General features: G+C 49.5%; 20 protein-coding genes and 1 pseudogene. 6 read left to right on the forward strand and 15 right to left on the reverse strand.

Annotated features, from left to right (window positions below; all coding sequences use genetic code 11):
- Positions 1-41 precede the first annotated feature (41 nt).
- The 6 genes and pseudogenes from DFO56_RS03745 to DFO56_RS03770 form a co-directional block, all read right to left on the reverse strand.
- Complete coding sequence (locus tag DFO56_RS03745) at positions 42-1,619, reverse strand: carbohydrate porin (protein ID WP_045508704.1); 1,578 nt, start codon at positions 1,617-1,619, stop codon at positions 42-44.
- Positions 1,620-1,814: 195 nt separating this feature from the next.
- Positions 1,815-3,701, reverse strand: coding sequence for a beta-glucoside-specific PTS transporter subunit IIABC (locus DFO56_RS03750; protein ID WP_045508701.1), 1,887 nt, complete (start codon positions 3,699-3,701; stop codon positions 1,815-1,817).
- A gap of 723 nt (positions 3,702-4,424) precedes the next feature.
- Positions 4,425-5,822, reverse strand: coding sequence for a glycoside hydrolase family 1 protein (locus tag DFO56_RS03755; RefSeq protein ID WP_045508697.1), 1,398 nt, complete (start codon positions 5,820-5,822; stop codon positions 4,425-4,427).
- A gap of 28 nt (positions 5,823-5,850) precedes the next feature.
- Positions 5,851-6,681 carry a BglG family transcription antiterminator LicT gene (gene licT / locus DFO56_RS03760; protein ID WP_045509052.1) on the reverse strand — a complete coding sequence of 277 codons (831 nt, stop codon included), beginning with the start codon at positions 6,679-6,681 and terminating at the stop codon, positions 5,851-5,853.
- Positions 6,682-7,049: 368 nt separating this feature from the next.
- The gene (locus DFO56_RS03765; protein WP_082071767.1) at positions 7,050-7,586 is read right to left on the reverse strand and encodes a FlhC family transcriptional regulator; all 537 of its coding nucleotides are present in this window, start codon (positions 7,584-7,586) and stop codon (positions 7,050-7,052) included.
- A 281-nt stretch (positions 7,587-7,867) separates the two neighbouring features.
- Positions 7,868-8,292, reverse strand: a pseudogene (locus tag DFO56_RS03770) (GNAT family N-acetyltransferase).
- Positions 8,293-8,500: 208 nt separating this feature from the next.
- On the opposite strand from DFO56_RS03770, the gene DFO56_RS03775 reads away from it, so the two are divergent.
- Both DFO56_RS03775 and DFO56_RS03780 read left to right on the forward strand, forming a co-directional pair.
- Positions 8,501-9,178: a hypothetical protein gene (locus DFO56_RS03775; protein WP_045508695.1), complete on the forward strand. Its 678-nt coding sequence runs from the start codon at positions 8,501-8,503 to the stop codon at positions 9,176-9,178.
- Between the two features lie 166 nt (positions 9,179-9,344).
- Positions 9,345-10,274: a LysR family transcriptional regulator gene (locus DFO56_RS03780; RefSeq protein ID WP_045508693.1), complete on the forward strand. Its 930-nt coding sequence runs from the start codon at positions 9,345-9,347 to the stop codon at positions 10,272-10,274.
- Here the strand turns inward: DFO56_RS03780 and DFO56_RS03785 are convergent.
- The 6 genes from DFO56_RS03785 to DFO56_RS03810 all read right to left on the reverse strand — a co-directional run bounded on the left by DFO56_RS03785 (position 10,245) and on the right by DFO56_RS03810 (position 16,422).
- Entirely contained in the window at positions 10,245-11,723 is a 1,479-nt protein-coding gene (locus tag DFO56_RS03785) for a succinate CoA transferase (RefSeq protein ID WP_045508691.1), read from the reverse strand. The two genes, DFO56_RS03780 and DFO56_RS03785, sit on opposite strands and share 30 nt — an antisense overlap.
- 15 nt (positions 11,724-11,738) lie before the next feature.
- Positions 11,739-12,524 carry a methylmalonyl-CoA decarboxylase gene (gene scpB, locus DFO56_RS03790; RefSeq protein ID WP_045508688.1) on the reverse strand — a complete coding sequence of 262 codons (786 nt, stop codon included), beginning with the start codon at positions 12,522-12,524 and terminating at the stop codon, positions 11,739-11,741.
- Positions 12,525-12,536: 12 nt separating this feature from the next.
- On the reverse strand, positions 12,537-13,535 hold the full coding sequence (gene meaB, locus DFO56_RS03795; protein WP_045508685.1) for a methylmalonyl Co-A mutase-associated GTPase MeaB: 999 nt from the start codon (positions 13,533-13,535) through the stop codon (positions 12,537-12,539).
- Positions 13,528-15,672: a methylmalonyl-CoA mutase gene (scpA, locus tag DFO56_RS03800; protein WP_045508681.1), complete on the reverse strand. Its 2,145-nt coding sequence runs from the start codon at positions 15,670-15,672 to the stop codon at positions 13,528-13,530. The genes meaB and scpA overlap by 8 nt, the downstream gene beginning before the upstream one ends.
- Before the next feature lie 166 nt (positions 15,673-15,838).
- Positions 15,839-16,042, reverse strand: coding sequence for a hypothetical protein (locus DFO56_RS03805; RefSeq protein ID WP_020456863.1), 204 nt, complete (start codon positions 16,040-16,042; stop codon positions 15,839-15,841).
- 155 nt (positions 16,043-16,197) lie between these two features.
- Positions 16,198-16,422, reverse strand: a complete 225-nt coding sequence (locus DFO56_RS03810) for a hypothetical protein (RefSeq protein ID WP_017455732.1) — start codon at positions 16,420-16,422, stop codon at positions 16,198-16,200.
- A 948-nt stretch (positions 16,423-17,370) separates the two neighbouring features.
- Between DFO56_RS03810 and DFO56_RS03815 the strand changes: the two genes are divergently transcribed.
- From DFO56_RS03815 to DFO56_RS03830, 4 genes are all read left to right on the forward strand, one after another.
- Positions 17,371-17,838 (forward strand): Hsp20 family protein, encoded by a 468-nt coding sequence (locus tag DFO56_RS03815; protein WP_020456862.1) that lies wholly within the window; start codon positions 17,371-17,373, stop codon positions 17,836-17,838.
- A gap of 259 nt (positions 17,839-18,097) precedes the next feature.
- Entirely contained in the window at positions 18,098-18,268 is a 171-nt protein-coding gene (locus DFO56_RS24870; protein WP_216848957.1) for a YnfU family zinc-binding protein, read from the forward strand.
- A gap of 508 nt (positions 18,269-18,776) precedes the next feature.
- Entirely contained in the window at positions 18,777-19,103 is a 327-nt protein-coding gene (gene iraP / locus DFO56_RS03825) for an anti-adapter protein IraP (protein WP_045508675.1), read from the forward strand.
- A 496-nt stretch (positions 19,104-19,599) separates the two neighbouring features.
- On the forward strand, positions 19,600-19,830 hold the full coding sequence (locus DFO56_RS03830; protein ID WP_020456859.1) for a hypothetical protein: 231 nt from the start codon (positions 19,600-19,602) through the stop codon (positions 19,828-19,830).
- A gap of 643 nt (positions 19,831-20,473) precedes the next feature.
- On the opposite strand, the gene DFO56_RS03840 is transcribed toward DFO56_RS03830, so the two are convergent.
- The 3 genes from DFO56_RS03840 to DFO56_RS03850 form a co-directional block, all read right to left on the reverse strand.
- Positions 20,474-20,809 carry a DUF5983 family protein gene (locus DFO56_RS03840; protein ID WP_052679793.1) on the reverse strand — a complete coding sequence of 112 codons (336 nt, stop codon included), beginning with the start codon at positions 20,807-20,809 and terminating at the stop codon, positions 20,474-20,476.
- Complete coding sequence (locus DFO56_RS03845; RefSeq protein WP_045508671.1) at positions 20,806-21,159, reverse strand: TA system toxin CbtA family protein; 354 nt, start codon at positions 21,157-21,159, stop codon at positions 20,806-20,808. Before DFO56_RS03845 ends, DFO56_RS03840 begins: the two co-directional genes overlap by 4 nt.
- A gap of 22 nt (positions 21,160-21,181) precedes the next feature.
- A partial coding sequence (locus DFO56_RS03850) for a hypothetical protein (protein ID WP_233500369.1) occupies positions 21,182-21,439 on the reverse strand: 258 nt, incomplete at its 5' end.

Genomic DNA, 21,439 nt, shown 5'->3' on the forward strand with positions numbered 1-21,439 from the left:
ATTGTTCCCCGCCGCCACGGCGGGGATTCTGTTTTTGTTGTTCAAAAGACCACTTCAGCCTGCACGCCAAAACTTATTTGATAATCCTTACCGTCGTTAAAGGTCTGGTTATCGATCTCATGCTCTAACGCTTTCAGGTAAGTACTATAGAGGCGAAGTTCCGGTCGGGAATTAAGAATGCTGGTATCCACTTTATACACCTGCGCCAGCGTCACCTTATAACCAGATTCATCCAATGTGGAATTATTGACACGATTTTTCTGCGTGAAATACCCCAATTCCAGCGCCGTCTGCATGTTTTGATTCCAGATCCATGACGGACGAATAACCGCACGCGCGGTAGTAAAGTCCGTATGCGCCCCGGTATATGTCGAGTAAAGATCGTGGCCGCGACCATACACCAGCGCGTGCGCCATGATTATCTTCTCACCCAGATAAAACTCCCCCTGATCCACCAACCGCCAGCCAATACCGCCGCTATGAATACCGTAGTAAGAACTGTTGTAATCAAAATCCGGGTTGGCGCTGGAAATATTCATAAACTGGCTGGCAAGGGAGTTATTTGCCACTTGCAGCGTCAATTCATTTGAGCCTTTCAGAATGGGATTACGCAAAATCGCCTGTCCAAGCCAGGAGGATTTGACCTGATAATAGTCATTATCCGCCTGCGCTTTTTTCTGCTCATCCGTCTGGTTAGCAAACGCATATTTCGCCCCCAGTTCCAGCGTCGCATTTTTTGTCACGGGAAGATTCTTGTAGCGAACTTCAGCGATATTGACGTTAACCTGCGTGGTATCGCTACAGCTGGAAGCGCCTGCGGCGCAGACCGTACTGTAATTATCAATATCGTTACGCGTTATCGCCATACTGAGTGCGCCAACCGGTAGCTTCCAGTTTTCTATCCCTACGCCTGCACCGGAAAGTGTGCGATTGCTTTTCCAGTCCAGAAGCTGAATTTCATATTGTGGCAGCGTATGTTTCCCCACCCAGACCGAAGCCTCTGGCGCAAAAGGAAGTAGCCCATTGCCTTCAACATAGAGCTTACTCAGTTTGCCCATACCGCCGCCGGACATTCCTTTTTCAAACGATTCATTGCTCTGGGTTAACCCGAGATCGCCCTCAAATTGCACGTTCGCCCAGATAGATTTGTCGCCATCGCGCCATGCCCGTTTCTTTAATGACAAGTTATACCAACCGTCATATTCGTTACCAAAACGCCCCAGTGAGCCCACTGCCCAGGATTTTGGTCCCCCATTGGTGGTGGTTGCCCAACCCGAGCGGAAATAACCGGAATATTTAAAGCCGGTATCATCCTGCACATACTGGCTTATTTTTTTCAGAGTCGCTGGCGATAGCTCCGGCTCCGTTTTCGCTTGCGCTGCCGTAGCCTGCACCGTTGCACCAGGCACGGCTGACGAGGCAACATTGCGTTGCTGCGCGCGATCTTTTTCTTCATAGGCTTGCAGTTTCTGCTGCGTAACGCGCAACTGCGCTTCCAGTGCCGCCATGCGCTGTTCAAGCGTTAGCTGCTGCGCCGTTGCGCCGCTGCTTGCGCCATAACAGGATAATAACGCCACGACAATGTACGTCTTTTTAGAAATTATGTTGTTCACCTTCATGAGTTCCCCTCGGTATTACCCCCTGAAAACAAAAAGACCCGCAACTGACGGAAAATGCTCCGTCAGTTGCAGGTCTCGCCTGAATAAAATCAGTCACGTCCTGTGGGGGTAGATCAATTAACGCATAAGCACGTACTTAATAGGTTGCGGCGACAACTGCCCCCACCGCAAATAGCCTCCCGCCAGCAGCGGGCGTTACACCAGGAGCGCCATTACCGGCTCGCCAAAGCGGGAATGGGACTTATCGCTAATGTGTAATTCGCGCCAGGCTTCGCTGTTGGTAATGACCACGGGTGTCACCGTGTCATAACCCGCCTGTTTAATGTCATCGAGATCGAATGTCAGCAGAAGCTGGCCTTTTTTGACTTCATCGCCCTCTTTCACCTGCATATGGAAATATTGCCCATCCAGTTGCACGGTATTAATCCCGACGTGGATCAGTATTTCCGCGCCCGCCGTGGAGCGAATGCCAATGGCATGACCGCTGGCGAAGGTGCTGGCAATATGGCCGTCGACCGGGGAATAAACTCGTCCTTCATCCGGAATAATGGCAAAACCCGGCCCAACAACACCTGTCGAAAAAACCTTATCATCCACTTCAGCCAGCGGAATTAACGCGCCAGAAACCGGCGCGGTAATCTGCTCAGGAGCCAGCGCAGCGGTTTTCGGCATCACCGGTTGATGCGCGGTATGCTTTTTTTCACTCGCCGACGCGTCAGGTAGCGCTTGCGCGGAAGGTTCGTCAAAACCCACGATCAGCGTCAGCACCAGGCTGCCAGCAAACGCCATGGCGCAGCCAATAAGAAAGCCGATAAAACCATCGCCGTAGAAAATCGGCAGCGTCAACAGCCCCGGCATCCCCATTGAAATCGCCGAACTTTTGGCGTATCCGACCACCGCACCGCCAAAAGCCGCCGCGATCACCGCACAGATAAACGGTTTTTTCAGTTTCAAGGTGACACCGTAGACACCCGGTTCGGTAATGCCGAATAGCGAGGCGATAAAGGTACTGCCCGCCAGCGCTTTCAGCTTTTTGTCTTTTGCCCGCAGCATCACCGCCAGCAAGGCTCCGGACTGGGCGAAAACCGAGGGGCTGGAGGCTGCTTTAAGAAAACTGTGTCCCATCACCGAAATGTCGTTGATAAAGACGGTAACAAAGCCCCAGTGCACGCCGAAAATCACCAGCACCTGCCAGGCGGCAGCCATTAGCGCGCTGGCGATAATCGGGTTGAAGCCGTAAATCGAAACAAATAAAGAGGCGACAAACTCACTGATCGAAATGCCAATCGGCCCGATGGTCATTAACGTCAGCGGCACCATTAACGTCAGCAGGAAAAACGGCGTCAGAATATTGCGCACGCTTTCATGAATATGGCGATTGAGAAAGCGCTCAATTATCGACATCAGCCAGACGCTGAAAATAATCGGGATCACCGAACCGGTATATTTCATCATCACCACCGGCAGGCCAAAAAAGCTCACCGGCTGGCCGCTATCAAATAGCCCTTGAATACTGGGGTAAATGAGCGCACCCGCGATCGACACGGCAACAAAGATATTGGTTTCAAATTTACGTGCGGAGGTGATGGCTAACAGCATCGGCAGAAAATAGAACAGGCTGTCGGATGCGGCATGCAAAATTATATAGGTGCTCTCTTTATTGCTCAGCCATCCGGCCGCCAGCACAATCGCCAGCGCGCCTTTTAGCACACCGGCTGCGGCCATCGCACCTAATAATGGCGTGAATATCCCGGCGACCAAATCGATCAAACGCCCTAACAGCGAGGCTGTATTTTGCGACGGCTCCGAAGGTTGTTTCTTTTTATCATCCTCCAGTAATCCTGAGATGGCGCCAAACGCGCGAAATACGTCTGGCACGCGGTTGCCAATCACCACCTGTAATTGACCGGAGCCATTCACCACGGTAATGACGCCGTCCAGCGCGTCGAGCTCTGCCAACCGCACCTTGCTGTTATCGATGATTTTAAAGCGTAAACGCGTCGCGCAATGTACCAGCGTCGCAACGTTGCTCTCCCCACCTACCAGCTGCAGAATATTTTCTGCCAGTACTTTGTTATTCATAATGAGACTTCCCGTTTCACAAACGACAGTAATAATCAGGACACCCTGGTGTTGCCTGTATCCGCTGGCCAGCTGGAAAAAAGCAAAAAAAAACCTGGATAAAATAGTGTGTAAACACACTGCTTTATCCAGGTCTCGCCCAGAATTTCTCTGGTGACGTCCTTAACTAACGCCCTCTTTCTAACAAGCCGCGCAGGCAATTACCACCGCAAATAACCAATTTGTGAAAATCATCACGCAAATAGCGTTGCCATGGAATTGAGCAGGCAGGCAAATACAGCCCCCCAGTCACTTTTATCACTATTATGGGCGGCCTGGCTGAACGACTCTTTTTATAACCATGCCCACAGCATGCTACATCACCTTTGGCGAAACCTGCTTTCTGTTGCCTGGCGGAGCGACGGGAAGCAGATTTTTTAAGAGGGGAAAAACCAGGTCACTTACAAAAACGCGATTAAGCATGTTACTGGCGCTCTCCCCTGGTACGGCCAGCACGGGGATCTATTTCGCCCCGCAACTGACACCAGGGCACAGCGACTTACCCGATGCCAGCGTTACCGCACTGTAAACCAAAAACCGCTACGCCGTTCCACATCATTTTGCAGGTGCAGAATGGCGGCATGCCGTCCCTTTTCGCCTGGCGCTGCGCGATTTTCAGCGGGACGCCATAAACGACAAATGCCGGATGGGCGTAAGCCACATCCGGCATCTCTTGCGCTCACATTACAGCGCTAAGGTTGCCCCATTACTGCTGATCACATCGCGATACCAGAAGAAGCTTTTCTTGCGCCGACGCGCCAGCGTGCCATTTCCGGCATCATCGCGATCCACATAGATAAAGCCATAGCGTTTCGACATCTGCGCGGTACCGGCACTGACCAGATCAATCGGTCCCCAACTGGTATACCCCAGCAGTTCCACGCCATCTTCAATCGCCTCTCTGACCTGCACCAAATGCGCCTGCAAATACTGGATGCGGTAATCATCTTCAATTGAGCCATCCGCGGCGGGAACATCTTTCGCCCCCAGCCCGTTCTCCACAATAAACAGCGGTTTCTGGTATCGATCGTGCAGCTCATTGAGTAAAAAACGCAGCCCAAGCGGGTCTATCTGCCAGCCCCACTCGGAGCTTTCAAGGTACGGGTTGGGGATCATGCGCATAATATTGGTGCGCGAGCTTTGATACAGCTCCGGCTGTGCGGCGGCGCAACCGCTCATGTAATAACTGAACGAGATGAAATCGACAGTCTCTTGCAGGTCCAGCTCATCCTGCCCGGTGATATTGAGCGCAATGTTATTTTCGCGGAAAAAGCGGCCAATCCACGCCGGATAAGCACCACGCGCCTGAACATCGCCAAAAAACAGCCAGTCGCGATTTACGCGCTGCGATTGCAGTACATCTTCCGGTTTGCAGGTGATCGGATAACGAATGCCACCCAGCAACATGTTGCCAATTTTGGCATCCGGGATGATTTCATGGCAGGCTTTTACCGCGCGGGCGCTTGCCACCAGCTGATGATGAATGGCCTGATAAATTTCCTGCTTACTTCGCTCACCCGCAAGCCCAACGCCGGTAAACGGCGCGTGCAATGCCATGTTGATTTCGTTAAACGTCAGCCAGTATTTCACTTTATCGCGATAGCGGGTAAAGACCGTGCGCGCGTAGCGCTCGAACAAGTCAATCACCTTCCGGCTGCTCCAGCCGTCATAGTTTTTCACCAACCCGTAAGGCATTTCATAGTGTGAAAGCGTGATTAACGGCTGGATGCCATAGCGGGCCATTTCATCAAAAAGTCGGTCATAAAAAGCCAGCCCCTCTTCGTTTGGCTCGCTTTCATCGCCATTCGGGTAGATGCGCGCCCAGGCAATCGAAGTGCGCAGCACGTTAAAACCCATCTCAGCAAATAACTGAATATCTTCCGGGTAGCGGTGGTAAAAATCGATGGCTACATCTTTGATACCGGTGCTGTTCGCGTCACGCTCAACGACATTGCCATGTATTCCCTGCGGTTGCAGATCGGAAGTGGAAACGCCTTTTCCTCCCTCGTTCCACGCGCCTTCGACCTGGTTTGCGGCAACTGAACCGCCCCACAGAAAACCTTCGGGAAATCTCATTTGCATCGTTACTTTCTCCTTTATCTTGCCGCCGTTAACCACCGCTCAGCCGATTGATATGGATCGTCAGGAACATCACTTCGTCGGTGGTGAGCTGGCACTGGTAGTTTTTCTCAACATAATCATTAACTTTCATCGCACAGGCATAGGCGGCCGGCATCATGCCAGTGATCCCCTGATAGATGCTGTCGTCACCGTGCGCAACGGTATTTCGGTTCAGCAAACGCAGTGCGAAAAATTTGAGGTGTGTGATAAGGCGCTGATAATTTAGCGATTCTTCGTCATAGGTCAGATGCAGATCGTACTTCAGGATTGTCAGCACATCTTTAATGATGGTGGCGCTCTGCATGGTGCTTTGCATGTCGCTGTTATTTTTGGCATTCGCCAGATGCAGGGCGATAAACCCGGCTTCATCCTCCGGCAGGCTAATGCCGAGTTTATTGTTGATAAGCTGCAATGCCTCAAGCCCCACCGCATATTCCTGGGCATAAAAACGTTTAATGTCCCACAGTAAAAAGTTCTTAATCACCAGCCCGTTGGCTTGCCGCTGGATGGCAAAATTTAAATGATCGCTTAACGCCAGGAACAGCGTGTCCTGCACAGTGATCGCCAGCCGCTGCTGAGCCAGCGCAATGATCTGCTGCGTGACTGCCAGGTAAGGGGGCGGAATTTCCGCCAGCAGTTGCGAAAGGACGTCCGCCAGCCCTTCCGACTTTTTGACGAACTGGCTTTCAATCTGGCTGCGGTCGACCTTATCGCCCGGTCTTTTGCCAAAACCAATGCCCCGCCCAATGGCTACGATCTCTTCATGCTTTGCATTGATGAGCAGGACAGCGTTGTTGCTGAGTATTTTTTCTACTTTCATTTCAGCTTTCTCACTGTTTAATCCTGATGTTTTTCCAAAAGCGTGCGCCCGGATAAAAAGCAAAAAAAAACCTGACTCCATTGCCGCCACGCAAGGCAACAATGGAATCAGGTTTCGCTCAGTTCTCTACTGATTACGTCCCGGAAACCCTTATAACGAATCAGACGAGGCGGCTCAAGCCTTCAAAACGGGAACTGTGATGATAATCATGGATGTGTGATCAGTGCCCCGATAACCGTGCAATCCCTTGCAGGGTTATACATGTATTTTTTGCGACGGGCGGAAATATTTTACCGGGAACATTGACATACAGCAGAGTAAAAGAATGTTGAATTTAAATCCTTTATCTATATAAAGGCCATCAAGAATTAATCACTAAGCTGTTGCGTTTTATTTAATAAATAAGAATTATTCCGACTCACTAAACAGGCTTGCTTTAATAAACCGGACTCTAATTGCAAATCAGGTTCGAAACACAACTGATATATATATTTTTCCAGTAAAGAAGGCGCGGATTGCTCGCCAAAACAGCATGCAGGTTCGCACCCATCACTACAGGCCAGACACTTCTCATAAGCCTCGATTAACACCCAGCCCTGAACCAGCGTCAACACCGGAGCAGACTGTAACTCCAGCAGGCAGTCACTGACATAAAGCGAGTAGGCTTCAAGTGCTGTGCGGCTTGTCGCCTCCTTGTCACGCTTTTTTAGCAGCCGCCATACGCGGCCAAAATGACGGACATGTATCCGGTGAGTATGATCCAAAAACCACGCTTTTGTGAAAGGAGAGCTGCTGTAAGTATGCTTATCTCCTTCATTATCAGCGAATATATTGCAGACGCCCCTGTTCGCTAAAAATAATACCAGAGACATCTTTTGCAGTTCAGAAATATAAGATTTATTCATTGCGTCACAAAAGAATATAAGAATTTACTGTAGCACCCATAATCAATAATACATTTTACATGAAACTTTGCCACAAACATTTCAATGATACTTAATAAAAATTTGTTACCCGTATCCCAAAAACAATACTTAAATAAAACGCAAACTAATGTTTTCTTAATAAATAGACCTAAAGCGGAACATACGAGCAGAGTTTGTACAAACCTGCATGAGTGTGAGGGTAATTGCACGGGCATTCAGCAAATGCCCGTGAGGACGGAAAGGCGGCTCCGCTGAGCTTCTTAAAGCTGTTTGCGCAAAAAAATCCGGCTGGTTCCCTCAGGCAGGCAATCAATCCGGCCAAACTCTTGCCAACCATTTTTTTATAAAACTCAGGGGCCTGGAAACTGATGGTGTAAAGAAAACCAGAGATACAGCCGCGCTTTCTCCCTTCCTCTTCGAACTGCCGTAGTAGTGTTTCGCCTAAACGCTGCCCACGAAGTACTGGCGGAAGATAAACCAGATCAATAAACAGCAGTCCCAGTGACGTACGACCAATCATCCCGCCAATCACTTCACCAGTATTCGCATCTTTAACCAATACGCTCACAGGCTTACGATCGCTGATACCGGTGATCTCATCATTAAAAGCGTTCAGGCCTTGTTCCACCGGAAAAAAATTTGCCGCGACAGCCTGGTCTGAAACGCTGACCACGTAATTTGCCATGATCTTCCCCACACGAAAGCACTCATAGATTCCTTGATTTGCACCAATAAAGATGAAAATTCAGTGCTAAATCCCCGCTAAAGCTTATTTAAATCAGACCGTTATCTTTATTAACCACTTTTTACTCAAAGTCAGGCTACCGGCGTGTTCACTGAAAGAACCGCTCCGCCGGATAAAACGTTGTAAACAGAAAAAAGAAGGAAAAAAAGTGAAAATTAAAGCATTAGCGCTCAATGCACTCTCTGTCGCCCTGCTGGCCGGATGTGCGGGAACCAGTACGCACCCGGTAAAGGCCACCAACGGTACAACGCTTGAGGTTGCCACCATTTTTAGCCCGCCTGAAATGAATAACAATCGCTACCCTGATGTAAAACTGCGTGAAGTGAGCCCTGCCCATGCTGGCGCCGGTATGGGGCTTTCGTTACTCAGCGCCGCGCTTGGCGGCGGCGCGGGCAGTGGCGATGCCTTTGATAAAAATAGCTACAAAGGCAACGCGATAGATTCTATGCCGGAACCGACATCGCACTATTTAAGCCCAAAAGCCGAAGTGAAAATTCGCGAATGGCTCGATAAACAGGGCGGTAATTATGTGTACAAACAGCCGCTGTATATCGCAGCAGCACAGTGGTCGCTGGTCTACACAGATATGTCTGCGGGAAACAGTAATTATGATCTGGCCTACCGCGTGTTGTTCTATAAACGTGCAGAAGATGGCAATATGCTGAGCACGTTTGTAAAAGCGGAATGTGCACCAACGGCGAAAACCGCGCCGCTGGCCGACTGGCGGGCAAATAATTACCAAAAAGTGACGCAAGAAACGCAGAAAATGATGGATGCGTGTCTGCTTGAACTGGAAAACCAGCTGCCACGACTGTTGAAGAAATAATCTGAAAAAGCCGCAAATAACTGCGGCTTTTCTTCCACTCTGTATTGATGCCTCTGGTTCGAGCCAGACAGCAGTGTTATACCATTGCTGACAGCAATAAATAGCACGCTAATGATGGCACGGATGGCCATACGCATCGGTTATTTAGTCAGAGAGGGATTTTCAGATGAGCAACTCTATTTTTATTTCCAAAAGAATGCGCAATTTCATTTTACTGGCGCAGACGAAAAGCATCGCCAGAGCGGCAGAAAAAATACACATGACTGCGTCGCCGTTTGGCAAAAGTATTGTCTCGCTGGAAGAACAGATTGGTTATCCGCTCTTTACCCGCAAAGATAACAGTATCCGTTTGAATAAAGCCGGGCAGGAACTTTATCAGAAACTGTTCCCGGTTTATGAGCGCTTATCGGCAATTGAAAATGAACTTCACTCTTCCGCCCTGCGCTCGCACAAAATCGTTATTGGCGTCGACAATACCTATCCCACCATCATTTTCGATCAACTGTTAAGCCTGGGCGATAAATATGACAATATCAGCACCCAGGCCATCGAATTCAGTGACAACGGCGTGATTGACGACCTGCTTGGCCACCAGCTTGATTTTATTATTTCTCCCCAGCAGGTTTCCCCGCGTGTTCTGGGGCTGGAGAACCTCACGGCTACCGAGTTACCTCCGCTGCGTCTGGGTTTTTTAGTTTCCCGCCGCTACGAGCAAAAACAGCCGCAGGAGTTGCTGCGAGAACTCCCGTGGTTGCAGATGCGTTTTCAGAACCGCGCGAATTTTGAAGCCATGCTCGATTCTCACATGCGCCCCTGTGGGATCCACCCAACCGTTATCTACCGGGCCTACAGTTTTATGGCGAAAATCAGCGCGGTGGAACGCGGGCAGTTTCTTACCGTGATCCCCTATTTCGCCTGGCATCTGGTTAACCCCACTACACTGCGATATTTCGATGCGCCAAACGGACCGATGTATATGCAGGAATATCTCTATTCATTGAAAAACCATCGTCATACCGCCGAAGTCTGTCAGTGTATTAATGACGATCGCGACGATTCGTCCGGTTTAGCCGAGCATCGATCCTGTGTTCAGTAAATTCGTGTGCAATTCGAATACGCGGCTAAGATCGTGATGAAGATGCCCGCCGGGAGCCGTTTCCAGGTAATGATGAAGGTAATCCCGATAGAGTGGGTGTGCGCAGTTATCAATAATGGTGCGGGCGCGCTCAATTGGCGACAACCCGCGCAGATCGGCGATACCCTGCTCCGTAATGATCACTTTGACGCTATGCTCGCTGTGATCAACATGGCTGCACATCGGCACAATGGAAGAAATTTTTCCCTCTTTAGCAATCGAGGGGGCCATAAATACCGACAAATAGGCATTACGCTCGAAGTCTCCACTGCCACCAATACCATTCATCAGGTTAGCGCCCGCGACATGCGTTGAATTGGCGTGTCCGTAAATATCAAATTCCAGCCCGACATTCAGCGCTATTACTCCAAGACGGCGGATGATCTCCGGGTTATTGGAAATCTCCTGTGGTCGCAAAACGATACGCCCGGCGAAAAAATCCATATTGTCGTAAATGTTGCGCAGCGTATTGTCGGAAACGGTCAGGCTGGATGCGCTAACACCGAGGATTTTTCCTGCGGCAAGTAAATGCGCTACCGACTCCTGCAACACTTCGGAATACATCATAAACGCAGGGATGTCCGGGCTTTCACCGAGCCGCGCCATCACGGCATTATTGATATTGCCTACGCCGCTTTGTAACGGCAGAAATTCGCGCGGAATACGCCCCTGCGCCATTTCATGGAGCAGGAACGTCACAACATTGTCGGCAATTTTCTGGCAGACAGGTTTCGCGCCATCCAGCACGTTACCGGCATCCGGTAATTCGGTGTCCACCACCGCCACAATCTTTTGAGGTTCCACCTGCACATAGTGCAAGCCAATCCTGTCCAATGCGCTAAAAATAGCGACACTGTGGCGATACGGCGGTGCGCCGGGCGTAGCGATATCGGCAAATTCAGCCACCCGCGGGCTGTGGTAGTGATTAAGCTCAATGATGATTTTTTTTGCTTTGCGCAACCAGGTCGGCGCGTTGCCAATCCCACTGGAAAGCCAGATTTTGCCATCAGATGTCAACGCCGAGGCTTCGATCACAGCGATATCAATCTCGCCAAAAAAGCCGTAGTTCACCATCTGCGCAACTTCACTCAAATGCAGATCAACAAACTTAACCTGCCCCTGGTTAATTTTTTGCCGCATTCCCGCCGCAGATTGATACGGCGCGCGCCAGCTAACCGCTTCCGCCTCCGATAAGGCATTATCAGCCGCCGCGCTAATAGACGCGCCAGTGAGCAAACGGATTTGAAACGGTTGCTGCATTTGATGCAGCAACCGTGCTCGCCGAGCGATGGCGGCGGGAAGCGCTTTGGGCGAACCTGCGGCAGTAAAACCACTGAAAGCAACCATGTCATCGTGGTGGATGAGTTCTGCCGCTTCGTCGGCGCTCAGCAGGGGCCATGATTGTTTCATTATCGTCTCCGTTAATTAGCGTCCAAGGAAGTTCGGTTTGCGTTTTTCCATAAACGCGCTCATTCCTTCCTGATAATCCCGGCTGTCATAAACAGCGCGACGCATCCCCTGAATACGCTCAAACTCATCCGAATTCATGGTGTGTGCTTCACCAAGCACGCGTAGCTCTTCTTTAATTACCGCAATGGCAAGCGGTGCTTTTTCCGAGATCTGGTGCGCCATCTGCAAGGTGAAATCTTCCAGATCGCTGGCGTCAACAACATGATTCAGAATGCCAACTTCCCGCGCCCGCTGCGCCGTGATGGGGGCCGCAGTGAAAATCAGCTCTTTAACGATATGGAACCCGGCGTCGCGCGTCAGGTTATGAATGCCGACCAGGTTATAAGGAACGCCGAGATTAACGGGCGTCATAGAGAAACTTGAAGAGCTGGCGGCAATGATCAAATCGGAACTCATGATCATTTCAAACGCCCCTCCCCAGACACTTCCTTCCACCATGGAGATCACGGGCTTCGGATATTTTTGGATCATACGGGTGATCTGGCGCAGCGGGTCGTCATAAGAGAGAGGATCGCGCCGCCCCGAAGGCAATTCGTGGATATCATGCCCGGCGGAGAAGACTTTCGCACCGTGCGGCGCACGCAGGATCACGCAACGGATCTCCGGCTTGTTAAGGTCCTCCAGCGCCCGCATCAAATCATCGATAAATACTTTACTGAGCGCGTTAAGCTTGCGTGCGTAATTAAATTCGATGACAGCCACTTTTTGAATAATGTTTACAACCACATACTCATACGACATATCAATTCCTTTTTACCGTGCAAAATAGTGATGCTGAAGGTATTCACGGATGTGCTGTAAACCTGTACGCGGTGCTTGCTGATGATTTTTCACCTCATCTAGCGTTTGGTTGAAATCTTCACGGAAAGCGCGGTGGGCATAAAGCTGACGCACCGCCTCTTCTTCAACCTGTTTTCGTAGCCACGTCACGGTCTGCTGCTGGCGCAATAACTTGAGATAACCACTTTTTGTCATCACGTCGTAGAAATGAACAATTGCCTGCCACACATCCTCTATACCGCGCTTTTCCAGTGCGCTACAGCACAACACCGCTGGTCTCCACGGCGGATATTTGTGGCGAACGATAGCAAGCGCGCTGTCGTAAATTTGCCAGGCGATGGCGACTGCCGCGCGGTTGTCGCCATCATCTTTGTTGATAACAATGATATCGGCCATTTCCATGATGCCTTTTTTGATGCCTTGCAACTCATCTCCGCCACCAGCGATTTGCAGCGAAACGAAGCAATCGACTATGCCTGCGACCTCCGTTTCAGACTGGCCAACCCCGACCGTTTCCACTATCACCACATCGTAATTGGCGGCTTCGCAGAGCAGTATCAATTCGCCAGCGTGCGGGCTGATCCCCCCCGTAGCGCCGCCGGAAGGCACCGGCCGAATAAACGCCGCATCGGCTCTGGCCAGTTCCGTCATACGGGTTTTATCACCCAGCAAACTGCCGCCGCTGAGTGGACTGCTGGGATCGACCGCAATAACCGCCACCCGTTTTCCCTGGCCAACGAGCATCATGCCAAAGGTATTAAGAAAGGTACTTTTCCCGGCTCCGGGTGTCCCGGTGATACCAATGCGTATTGCCCTACCTGTCGCCGGCATAATCGTGTCCAGCAATTGCTGGCTCAGCCTCTGATGCCGTGAAAGCTGGCTTTCCACCAGCGTCATAGCCTGTGCAAGCGCGACGCGATCGCCCGCGCGTAACCGGCGAACAAATTCATCAAGGGTTTGTTCATTAATCATGGCGCTGACTAATCCGCTTCAATACATCGCGCACGCTTTCCAGCATCGGCGTACCTGGGCCATAAATCGCTGCCACGCCACGTTCACGCAGGAAGTCATAATCCTGTGGCGGGATCACGCCGCCCGCAATCACGCAAATATCCTCACGACCATATTTTCTTAGCTCGTTAATTAATTCAGGAATCAGCGTCTTATGACCTGCCGCCAGCGACGATGCACCAACCACGTGCACATCATTTTCCACGGCCAGCCGGGCAATCTCTTGCGGTGTAGAAAACATAGGGCTGAGATCGACATCAAAACCCACATCGGAATATGCGCTGGCAATGACTTTTGCCCCCCGGTCGTGCCCATCCTGCCCCATTTTCGCAATCAAAATGCGCGGACGACGACCATGCTCAGCAAGAAAGTGTTGTGTTTGCGTAATGATGGCGTCGAATTCCGCCGCCGTTTCGCTGTCCTGCTGATAGCTTTGCGTGATCACCCCCGTTACGCATTGGCTGGGAACAAGGTAGCGGTCAAACGCCGCTTCCAGCGCACTGGAAATCTCACCAAGCGTCGCACGCAATCGTGCGGCATGAATCGCCGCAGCGAGCAGATTTTCGTTGTGTTGGGCGGCATGAGTCAGCGCTGACAGCGCATTGCGAACGGCAGCGGAATCACGTGTGGCGCGGATCTGTTCAAGTGCGGCGATTTGCTCGTTACGCACCTTCACATTGTCGATTTCCAGTACCGGCGTAACGGCTTCTTTATCAAGCTTGTATTTATTAACACCGACAATGGTACGTTTACCCTGGTCGATAAGAGATTGCTCGCGCGCGGAAGCCTCCTCGATCATGCGTTTTGGCAAGCCCGATTCGATAGCCTTTGCCATCCCTCCGGCATCATCAATCTGACGGATGATTGCCCGCGCATCTTTTATGATTTGATCGGTCAGAGATTCGACATAATAGGAACCGCCGAGCGGATCGACGGTGCGGCAAATCTCCGCCTCTTCCTGCAGGATAATTTGCGTGTTACGCGCAATACGCGCCGAAAAATCCGTCGGTAGCCCCAGGGCTTCATCAAACGCATTGGTGTGCAGAGACTGGGTGCCGCCGAGCGTCGCTGCCAGCGCTTCAATGGTGGTGCGAACAATGTTGTTATAGGGATCCTGTTCTGTCAGGCTCCAGCCGGATGTCTGGCAATGGGTGCGCAGCGCCAGCGATTTCGGATTGGTCGCGCCAAACCCGCTAACGGCTTCGCTCCATAGATAGCGGGCTGCGCGCAGCATGGCGACATTCATAAACAAATCCATGCCGATACCGAAAAAGAAAGAGAGGCGCGGCGCGAAGTCATCAATTTTCAAGCCTGCGGAGAGCGCGGCTTTTATATATTCAATGCCGTCCGCGAGGGTAAACGCCACTTGTTGAATACAGTTAGCTCCCGCTTCTCCCATATGGTAACCGCTGATGCTAATCGTATTAAATTGCGGCATATTGGTAGAGCACCAGGCAATAATATCGGCAATAATCCGCATCGATGGCTTAGGCGGGTAAATATAAGTATTGCGGCAGAGATACTCTTTTAAAATATCATTCTGAATAGTACCGGTTAATTTTTCAGGAGGAACGCCCTGCTCTTCCGCTGCAACAATATAAAACGCCATGATAGGTAAAACCGCACCATTCATCGTCATCGATACCGACATTTTATCCAGCGGAATATTGTCGAAGAGTATTTTCATATCTTCCACAGTATCGATAGCGACACCCGCTTTTCCTACGTCGCCCGCTACACGCGGGTTATCCGAGTCATATCCCCGATGAGTTGGCAGATCAAACGCAACGGAAAGCCCTTTCTGCCCGGCGGCAAGATTACGCCGGTAAAACGCGTTCGACTCCCTGGCCGTTGAAAACCCGGCGTACTGGCGTATCGTCCACGGTTGGGCGGTATACATTGTGGCACGCGGCCCGCGAGTATAAGGCGGAAGACCCGGTAGCGTGCCGGTGATTTCCAGCGCGTTCAGATCGTCAGGAGTATATAAAGGCTTAATCGCAATGCCCTCTGGCGTCAGTTTGACCAGCGATTCAACGCGTTTTCCCTTGCGACTGAGCTCTTTATTCGCGACATTTTGCCAGTCAGACATGGTAGCCATAAATATCTCCGTTATTCCAAATCAATAACTCACTGGGAAGAAATAGTAATTTCCACTATCAACATTGTCGCCAGCAAAAAAAGACCTGCGGAGATTCATTTTTTGCCGCAGGTTATATTCTGATTTTCTATCACGCGCCAATTAATAGCGTGGGCACGTCGCTTATTTAATATTTATGGGAAAAGAATCGCTCAATCGTTTCCTGTACATGCTCATCAGGATTTTCTGCAATATCCCCTTCTCCAGCGCCATGACGTATATAGTGATTTTGCCCGTGAATCTGCGGGAAAGCGGGTGCCGCCGAACTGGCAGTCGAGGCAAACGTCAAAAGAAGAAAAAACCAGGCTACGCTTAACTTTTTTCCCATCATGCCTATACCTTTCAAGAGAGAGTTAACAGGCAACATACTGAAAGAGAAAGCGTCAGAAAGTGTCAGGGATGTTCAAACCTGTTCCGGCAGTTGTAATTAGCCGTGGGAAATGAAAGAGAGAGGAAACAATAAAAAACCGCCCTCAGGCGGTATGTTTACAGGTCAGACTCTAACGCATCCTGAATCGCATCGGCGAGAGTGGCGACTTCTTGCGAGACGTTACGTAAATCCATCTGGCTACGAATGCCCGCGTTGGCCGTGGTTGCCGAAACCGCCGCTTTTGAAATTTCCAGCGCTGCCTGTACAGCTAATAAGCGCTTTCTGTTTTCTACCGCCTCATCCCCTGTCGCGCCATCAAGATCAAAATATCCTTCTAACATTACTTTCTCCTTCGGATTTACCAGCAAAGGCCAAGCATACACAGTTAAGCGAGGGGATGAAAACGTAAACGCGTGCGAACAGCCTCGTATAACGACGTTATGGCGAGTGTTTGAAATAGACAACATGGCGCATAGCATAAGGTTATCGGACGAGGGATCGGGTTTTGTGAGCGTCGTAAAGAAGATACCTGCCGAATACCAGCACTGAAAATACGAAAACGTGAAGGTAAAGAGTGCGATTACAGCGCCGGTGTTGTTGTCCGGTTGTTTACCCGCTCTTGATGTCGTTTGAGAAGAAGCGTTTATCGCGCTGCGCGTTAGCTAAAATCCGGGCAAAAAAAACCGCTCGGACAGAGCGGTAGAAGAACATCACCAGGGAAAATAGGGTTAACGATGATAGCGCGTTAACTATAGTTACTTTCTGTCGCTCTGCCAGTTCAAAAAGCATTAATTAAACCAATTACATAGAGAGCCAATATCTATCAGAAATCGATTACAAATGAGAACAATCTCATTGCCATCAGGTTAATAATTAGCAAACTAATAAACGTAACGAATATGCATTTGCATCCCTCAGGAGCAGCCCGGATTTCCTATTCCTGAGGGTCTTTTCTTATCAAGATAATTCCCCTTTTCGCTGAAATGAAATAGCGTACAGAAAAGTTATATCCTCCCGAACGGCTCCCTCTGCGGCTCACGTAAAAACCCAGTGGCAGGAGCAATTTTGTATTAACGGCTTCTTTTCCCTCCTATTACAGGCCCGTTATTTTCTTCATGCCAACGGCCATTTCAGGGGTACTCAACCATGCAATTCGTCGGTTCGATACAGGCAAAAAAATTTTTATTTGTGGCCTTGAAAAAACCGTTGCAGGAATTATTTATATAAGCGGACAAGCAAAGCTTGCCTTTAAGTTGAACTTTTGAATGGATTATTCAGGAGGTTAAGTTATGGCACTCAAAACCTTGTCAGCACTCCCCGGTTTCACTGACTCTGTTTTTGCTGACCGCTTCAATCGTATCGACCGGCTTTTCAGCCAGTTAACCGGCGACTCGCCGGTGGCATCATTACCTGCTTATGACCTGAAAAAAGTCGATGCAAGCAATTATCAGTTACACGTAAGCGTTCCTGGCTGGAAAGAAGACGAACTCGAAATCGAGACCGTCGGCGGGGTATTAAATGTATCAGGTAAACGCGCGGAAAATGAATCTCATGATGAGCAGGGCTGGATATACAAAGGTATTCGCCGCGCGGATTTCCGTCTGAGCTTTTCGCTTCCGGAACATACTAAAGTGAGCAACGCAAAACTTGAAAATGGCATATTGCAGGTGTCCATTTATCAGGAAATTCCCGAGAGCGAAAAACCACGCAAAATTGCCATTGAAAATACACAAAAAGCCATTGAACATCAGGCTTGATAGCTTTCCTTTTTTCTTTACGGCCCGCGCATGCGGGCCTTTTTCTTACCCTGGCTCTGATACGCTGTTTTGCCGACACATATAAACTTTTCGCAGAACGTATAACCAGCAGGACGTCGTTGCAATTCATTCCTGTGGCGATCCCATCATCGAGCGACAGCATGAACAAGCCACACGATTCTGGCGCTGTGGCAAAGGAGTACGGGCAATATGTTCAGGGATAGTGTATGGTTGCAGGCCATTTATCAGGAAATACTCTATGCCACAACGCAAAGACTCAAAAAACAATCGCAACTTCCTCACCAAATGCACCTGCCCGCATTGTTCACAACAGTCAGAACACAGCTTCTCCCGAGTCCAGAAAGGCGCAGCGTTAATGTGCCCGCACTGCAGTAAGATCTTCCATCAGGACAAGGCCGCTTTCGCTTAAAACCGAGCTACGTTGAGAAACCGGTCGAAATATCAGGGCCGGTTATCAACCTGGGCGGTCCTGACAAGCGAAAGTCACGGCAATCATTTCGGCCTGAATCACGCCAGCATAATTGTGCAGCAGTAATCGCAGGCCGGCATGCAAAGAGCGTTGGTATGGGTAAAGCCGCAGAACTGTCCAGACACTTCATCAGCCGTGTGGTTGTTACCCTCATTAACCGTGTTGCTCACATCACAAAGCGTATCAGCCGTCACCGTGCAAGTATCGTACACCCTTTAAGCCACGTAGAATCTGCTATCAATGTTGTCGCCCCAGTCGTGATTACCGCATCAGTAGGTGCCGTTGGTGCCTTATCAATAACGCTTTGAGTATCAATGAATTCAGCCAGACACCTGGCCAGCTTGATGCCGGAAGGATGTATAACCACGACAAAACTATTTCATCCTTCATTATAGAAATCTCGACCATAATATATCCAGGGGTGATGCGGCTAATAACAGGGGCACTTATGAAAAACTTAATACTCAGTGTGATTGCAAAAATCTCGAAAATGGATGCGGAAGCCAAGCTACTTGCAGCTAAAGTGGAAGCTCAGTCTTTACTTATCGGGGCATTACTGCTGACACTTGGCAAAAACGGTGGCATGAATGAAATGCTTGATAATGTAAAAAAAGCAATTAATGCAGCGCTTGATGCGGCTGATATTCCACTGAAATCAGACGCAGAATTACTGATGAATGAATTTAACAATCTTATTCAGTTAACTCAGTTGCTTGAAACAAGCGACGCAGAAATTGATATAGAAGCGTTAAAGGGCGCGTCCGATAAAATTTAACGCAATTCGTTTATTAATCATAAGGCTGGAAAAATAAACCTCCGGCCTTTTATTTGCGCTGCCACCGAGCCATCTCTTTACCTGGACCCGTTTGTTGTGAACCCAAATGCCCGACAGAGCCAGCCGCAATGCGTAAAGCCTGCCTATGACCAGCGTTTCCTTTACCCCAACTCAAGTAGCTATTAGCGCAGCTCCCCCTGCAGCCCGGTTAATGGATGAGTGATGTTTCGATTCGCTCGCTGAGGGTGAAATCATCCCGCAGATCTGGTTCATCAGCCGTGACCGGGAGAACCTGACATGTCGACAGTGATGCAATCTTCTGACGCTACTCCGACCTGATACGCCGTCCTGATGTTATCCCGATCCGGTTTGGCCGTGGCTCCACTGGTTTTATTTGCCTAACTGAACGATATTAAATATTCACATCACACCGATATTCGCGACAGAACATTCCTTGTTTGTCGGTGAGCGCCACAGTATTTCTTAAGGAGAGGTTATGAAGCCAGTAGAAGACGCGATTAATGACCTGCAGTGTCGTGCTTTAGCGTATGAAATCATTTTTCAGTCCATTTGCTCAGAGTTGCCGCAAGTGTTCATCGAAAAAGCCGCAGAGAACATTCAGCTTAACTTCAAAGCATTTGAATCTGGCACGCATTCTGAAGCAGGGAAAGCAAAGCTTGAAGCAGCGAAAGCGATTGCCTCGAGAATTATAGGAGCAAAGATTTAACCTCTCTCCCAGACTGGATCCTAAGATGGAGAGGAAATCACCATCATTTCTTCTCCGCTTTTTCTCTTGCTGTGTAGTCATGGTTGTTATGATCAGAAATGGGGATTCGCGCACTCAAAGGCAGGAAACAGGCCTGCTGCTTCACTGACCCGATAGCCTGAAATAAGAGCGTCCATGATAGCCGCGCATGCAAGTCTGAACGCCATCAAGGATTTTCAGTTCGCTACCTTAGATGCATAGACTAACGGGTTAATACGACCCGGATTGCCGTTATCTGTTCTTCGATAAATGGAGGGATGGGAAAGCATAAAAACAGTACGTTGATATGCTCACCTGACACCTGACCATTCAACGGAGCACGCGAAGCAGATTGATTTGATTTTCGGGCCTGATGACCCAAATATGTCCCACAACGGAAATGAGGAGAAAGTGAAGGAAACGTAATGCGTTGATTCTAAATGCCCTACAGGATTCGAACATAAGCAATAATCACCTGATAAATATGATTTAAAATGTGTTCGATAAAATTTATACCAACGCTTATACCAACATTATGTTTTGTATCATTTATTGCAGGAATGGGGATGGCGGAAAACACATCTGCCAAGTAGCCCCATCCTGCATCCATTTACGTAAAAAGCAATCACCAGTCGAAACGCTCTACTCCAGGCAACACATCACCAGCCGCATCGAAATGGATGGAGGTGATCGCATACTGATGGCACTGCGCCAGGATCAATCTACGACACGCTTTCGACATACCAAGTCGTTTCAACCGGAGTACCGGGTGTTGCCAGGCGTTGAGCCGAAGTAAATATCCCGTTCCCGTGAAATGTATCCACTCCGCATCACTGTATTCAGACTGATCATGTGACAATTGATAAAACCGTTCGTTGTCATGGTCCGTTATATGCGCAGTGCTGCACTGTATGCCGGTAAAGATACAGTGCAGCGGAAGTGCTGGAGTCATTAGCGTCATCCCCTGCCCTCCTTAATGTCTGGTTTTGCATAAGCTACTTTTAGCCCCGTCGCGTAACTTGCCCGCAAAACTTCCAGTGTGGTTAAAAACGGCGACTGTTCCAGCCATGCGAATCTATGCCTGTCGATACGCACCAGTTCATATCGTTCAACCAGAAAATTCACCGCATCGACTAAGGCAACGCCTGCCTCAATATGCTCATTGATAACGTTGCCATCATGAAAAGGTGTGTCATCCAGAGTAAGCCCGTAGTGTTTATTTAGCAGATAAGTGAGTAAAGTCTGCCATACCTGCACGGGAGACAGACATGGTGAAACCGGCACCGTAACCGGCGAAGTTAACTGTTTCATACGTGATCCTTAATGAGTAATTTCAGGAGGAATGATGTGTCGGTATGCCGTAAAGCTTTTGGGCAACGATGAACTCGTTATTACTGATTTCGAACCAGATCCAGATATCGGAAACAGGTGTTCCGGCGGGAAAGTGGATAAAAGGCTCACTGATGTTCAGCGTACCTTCTTCTTCGGCTACGGCATGAATCGCCACGGATAATCTAGACACTTCCGAGCCGTTGATAATACTGGTTTTCATATTCTGTCGGTGACATCTGTTCGCTAGAACCATGCCGAC

Origin of the sequence: Kosakonia sp. AG348 (assembly GCF_003337365.1) — a bacterium.
GTDB lineage: Bacteria > Pseudomonadota > Gammaproteobacteria > Enterobacterales > Enterobacteriaceae > Kosakonia.

Bases quoted from the DNA above. Each gene is read 5' to 3' on its own strand.
- DFO56_RS03745 (WP_045508704.1), bottom strand. From the start codon at position 1,619: ATGAAGGTGAACAACATAATTTCTAAAAAGACGTACATTGTCGTGGCG.
- DFO56_RS03750 (WP_045508701.1), bottom strand. From the start codon at position 3,701: ATGAATAACAAAGTACTGGCAGAAAATATTCTGCAGCTGGTAGGTGGG.
- DFO56_RS03755 (WP_045508697.1), bottom strand. From the start codon at position 5,822: ATGCAAATGAGATTTCCCGAAGGTTTTCTGTGGGGCGGTTCAGTTGCC.
- licT (WP_045509052.1), bottom strand. From the start codon at position 6,681: ATGAAAGTAGAAAAAATACTCAGCAACAACGCTGTCCTGCTCATCAAT.
- DFO56_RS03765 (WP_082071767.1), bottom strand. From the start codon at position 7,586: ATGAATAAATCTTATATTTCTGAACTGCAAAAGATGTCTCTGGTATTA.
- DFO56_RS03780 (WP_045508693.1), top strand. From the start codon at position 9,345: ATGAGCAACTCTATTTTTATTTCCAAAAGAATGCGCAATTTCATTTTA.
- DFO56_RS03785 (WP_045508691.1), bottom strand. From the start codon at position 11,723: ATGAAACAATCATGGCCCCTGCTGAGCGCCGACGAAGCGGCAGAACTC.
- scpB (WP_045508688.1), bottom strand. From the start codon at position 12,524: ATGTCGTATGAGTATGTGGTTGTAAACATTATTCAAAAAGTGGCTGTC.
- meaB (WP_045508685.1), bottom strand. From the start codon at position 13,535: ATGATTAATGAACAAACCCTTGATGAATTTGTTCGCCGGTTACGCGCG.
- scpA (WP_045508681.1), bottom strand. From the start codon at position 15,672: ATGGCTACCATGTCTGACTGGCAAAATGTCGCGAATAAAGAGCTCAGT.
- DFO56_RS03805 (WP_020456863.1), bottom strand. From the start codon at position 16,042: ATGATGGGAAAAAAGTTAAGCGTAGCCTGGTTTTTTCTTCTTTTGACG.
- DFO56_RS03810 (WP_017455732.1), bottom strand. From the start codon at position 16,422: ATGTTAGAAGGATATTTTGATCTTGATGGCGCGACAGGGGATGAGGCG.
- DFO56_RS03815 (WP_020456862.1), top strand. From the start codon at position 17,371: ATGGCACTCAAAACCTTGTCAGCACTCCCCGGTTTCACTGACTCTGTT.
- DFO56_RS24870 (WP_216848957.1), top strand. From the start codon at position 18,098: ATGCCACAACGCAAAGACTCAAAAAACAATCGCAACTTCCTCACCAAA.
- iraP (WP_045508675.1), top strand. From the start codon at position 18,777: ATGAAAAACTTAATACTCAGTGTGATTGCAAAAATCTCGAAAATGGAT.
- DFO56_RS03830 (WP_020456859.1), top strand. From the start codon at position 19,600: ATGAAGCCAGTAGAAGACGCGATTAATGACCTGCAGTGTCGTGCTTTA.
- DFO56_RS03840 (WP_052679793.1), bottom strand. From the start codon at position 20,809: ATGACGCTAATGACTCCAGCACTTCCGCTGCACTGTATCTTTACCGGC.
- DFO56_RS03845 (WP_045508671.1), bottom strand. From the start codon at position 21,159: ATGAAACAGTTAACTTCGCCGGTTACGGTGCCGGTTTCACCATGTCTG.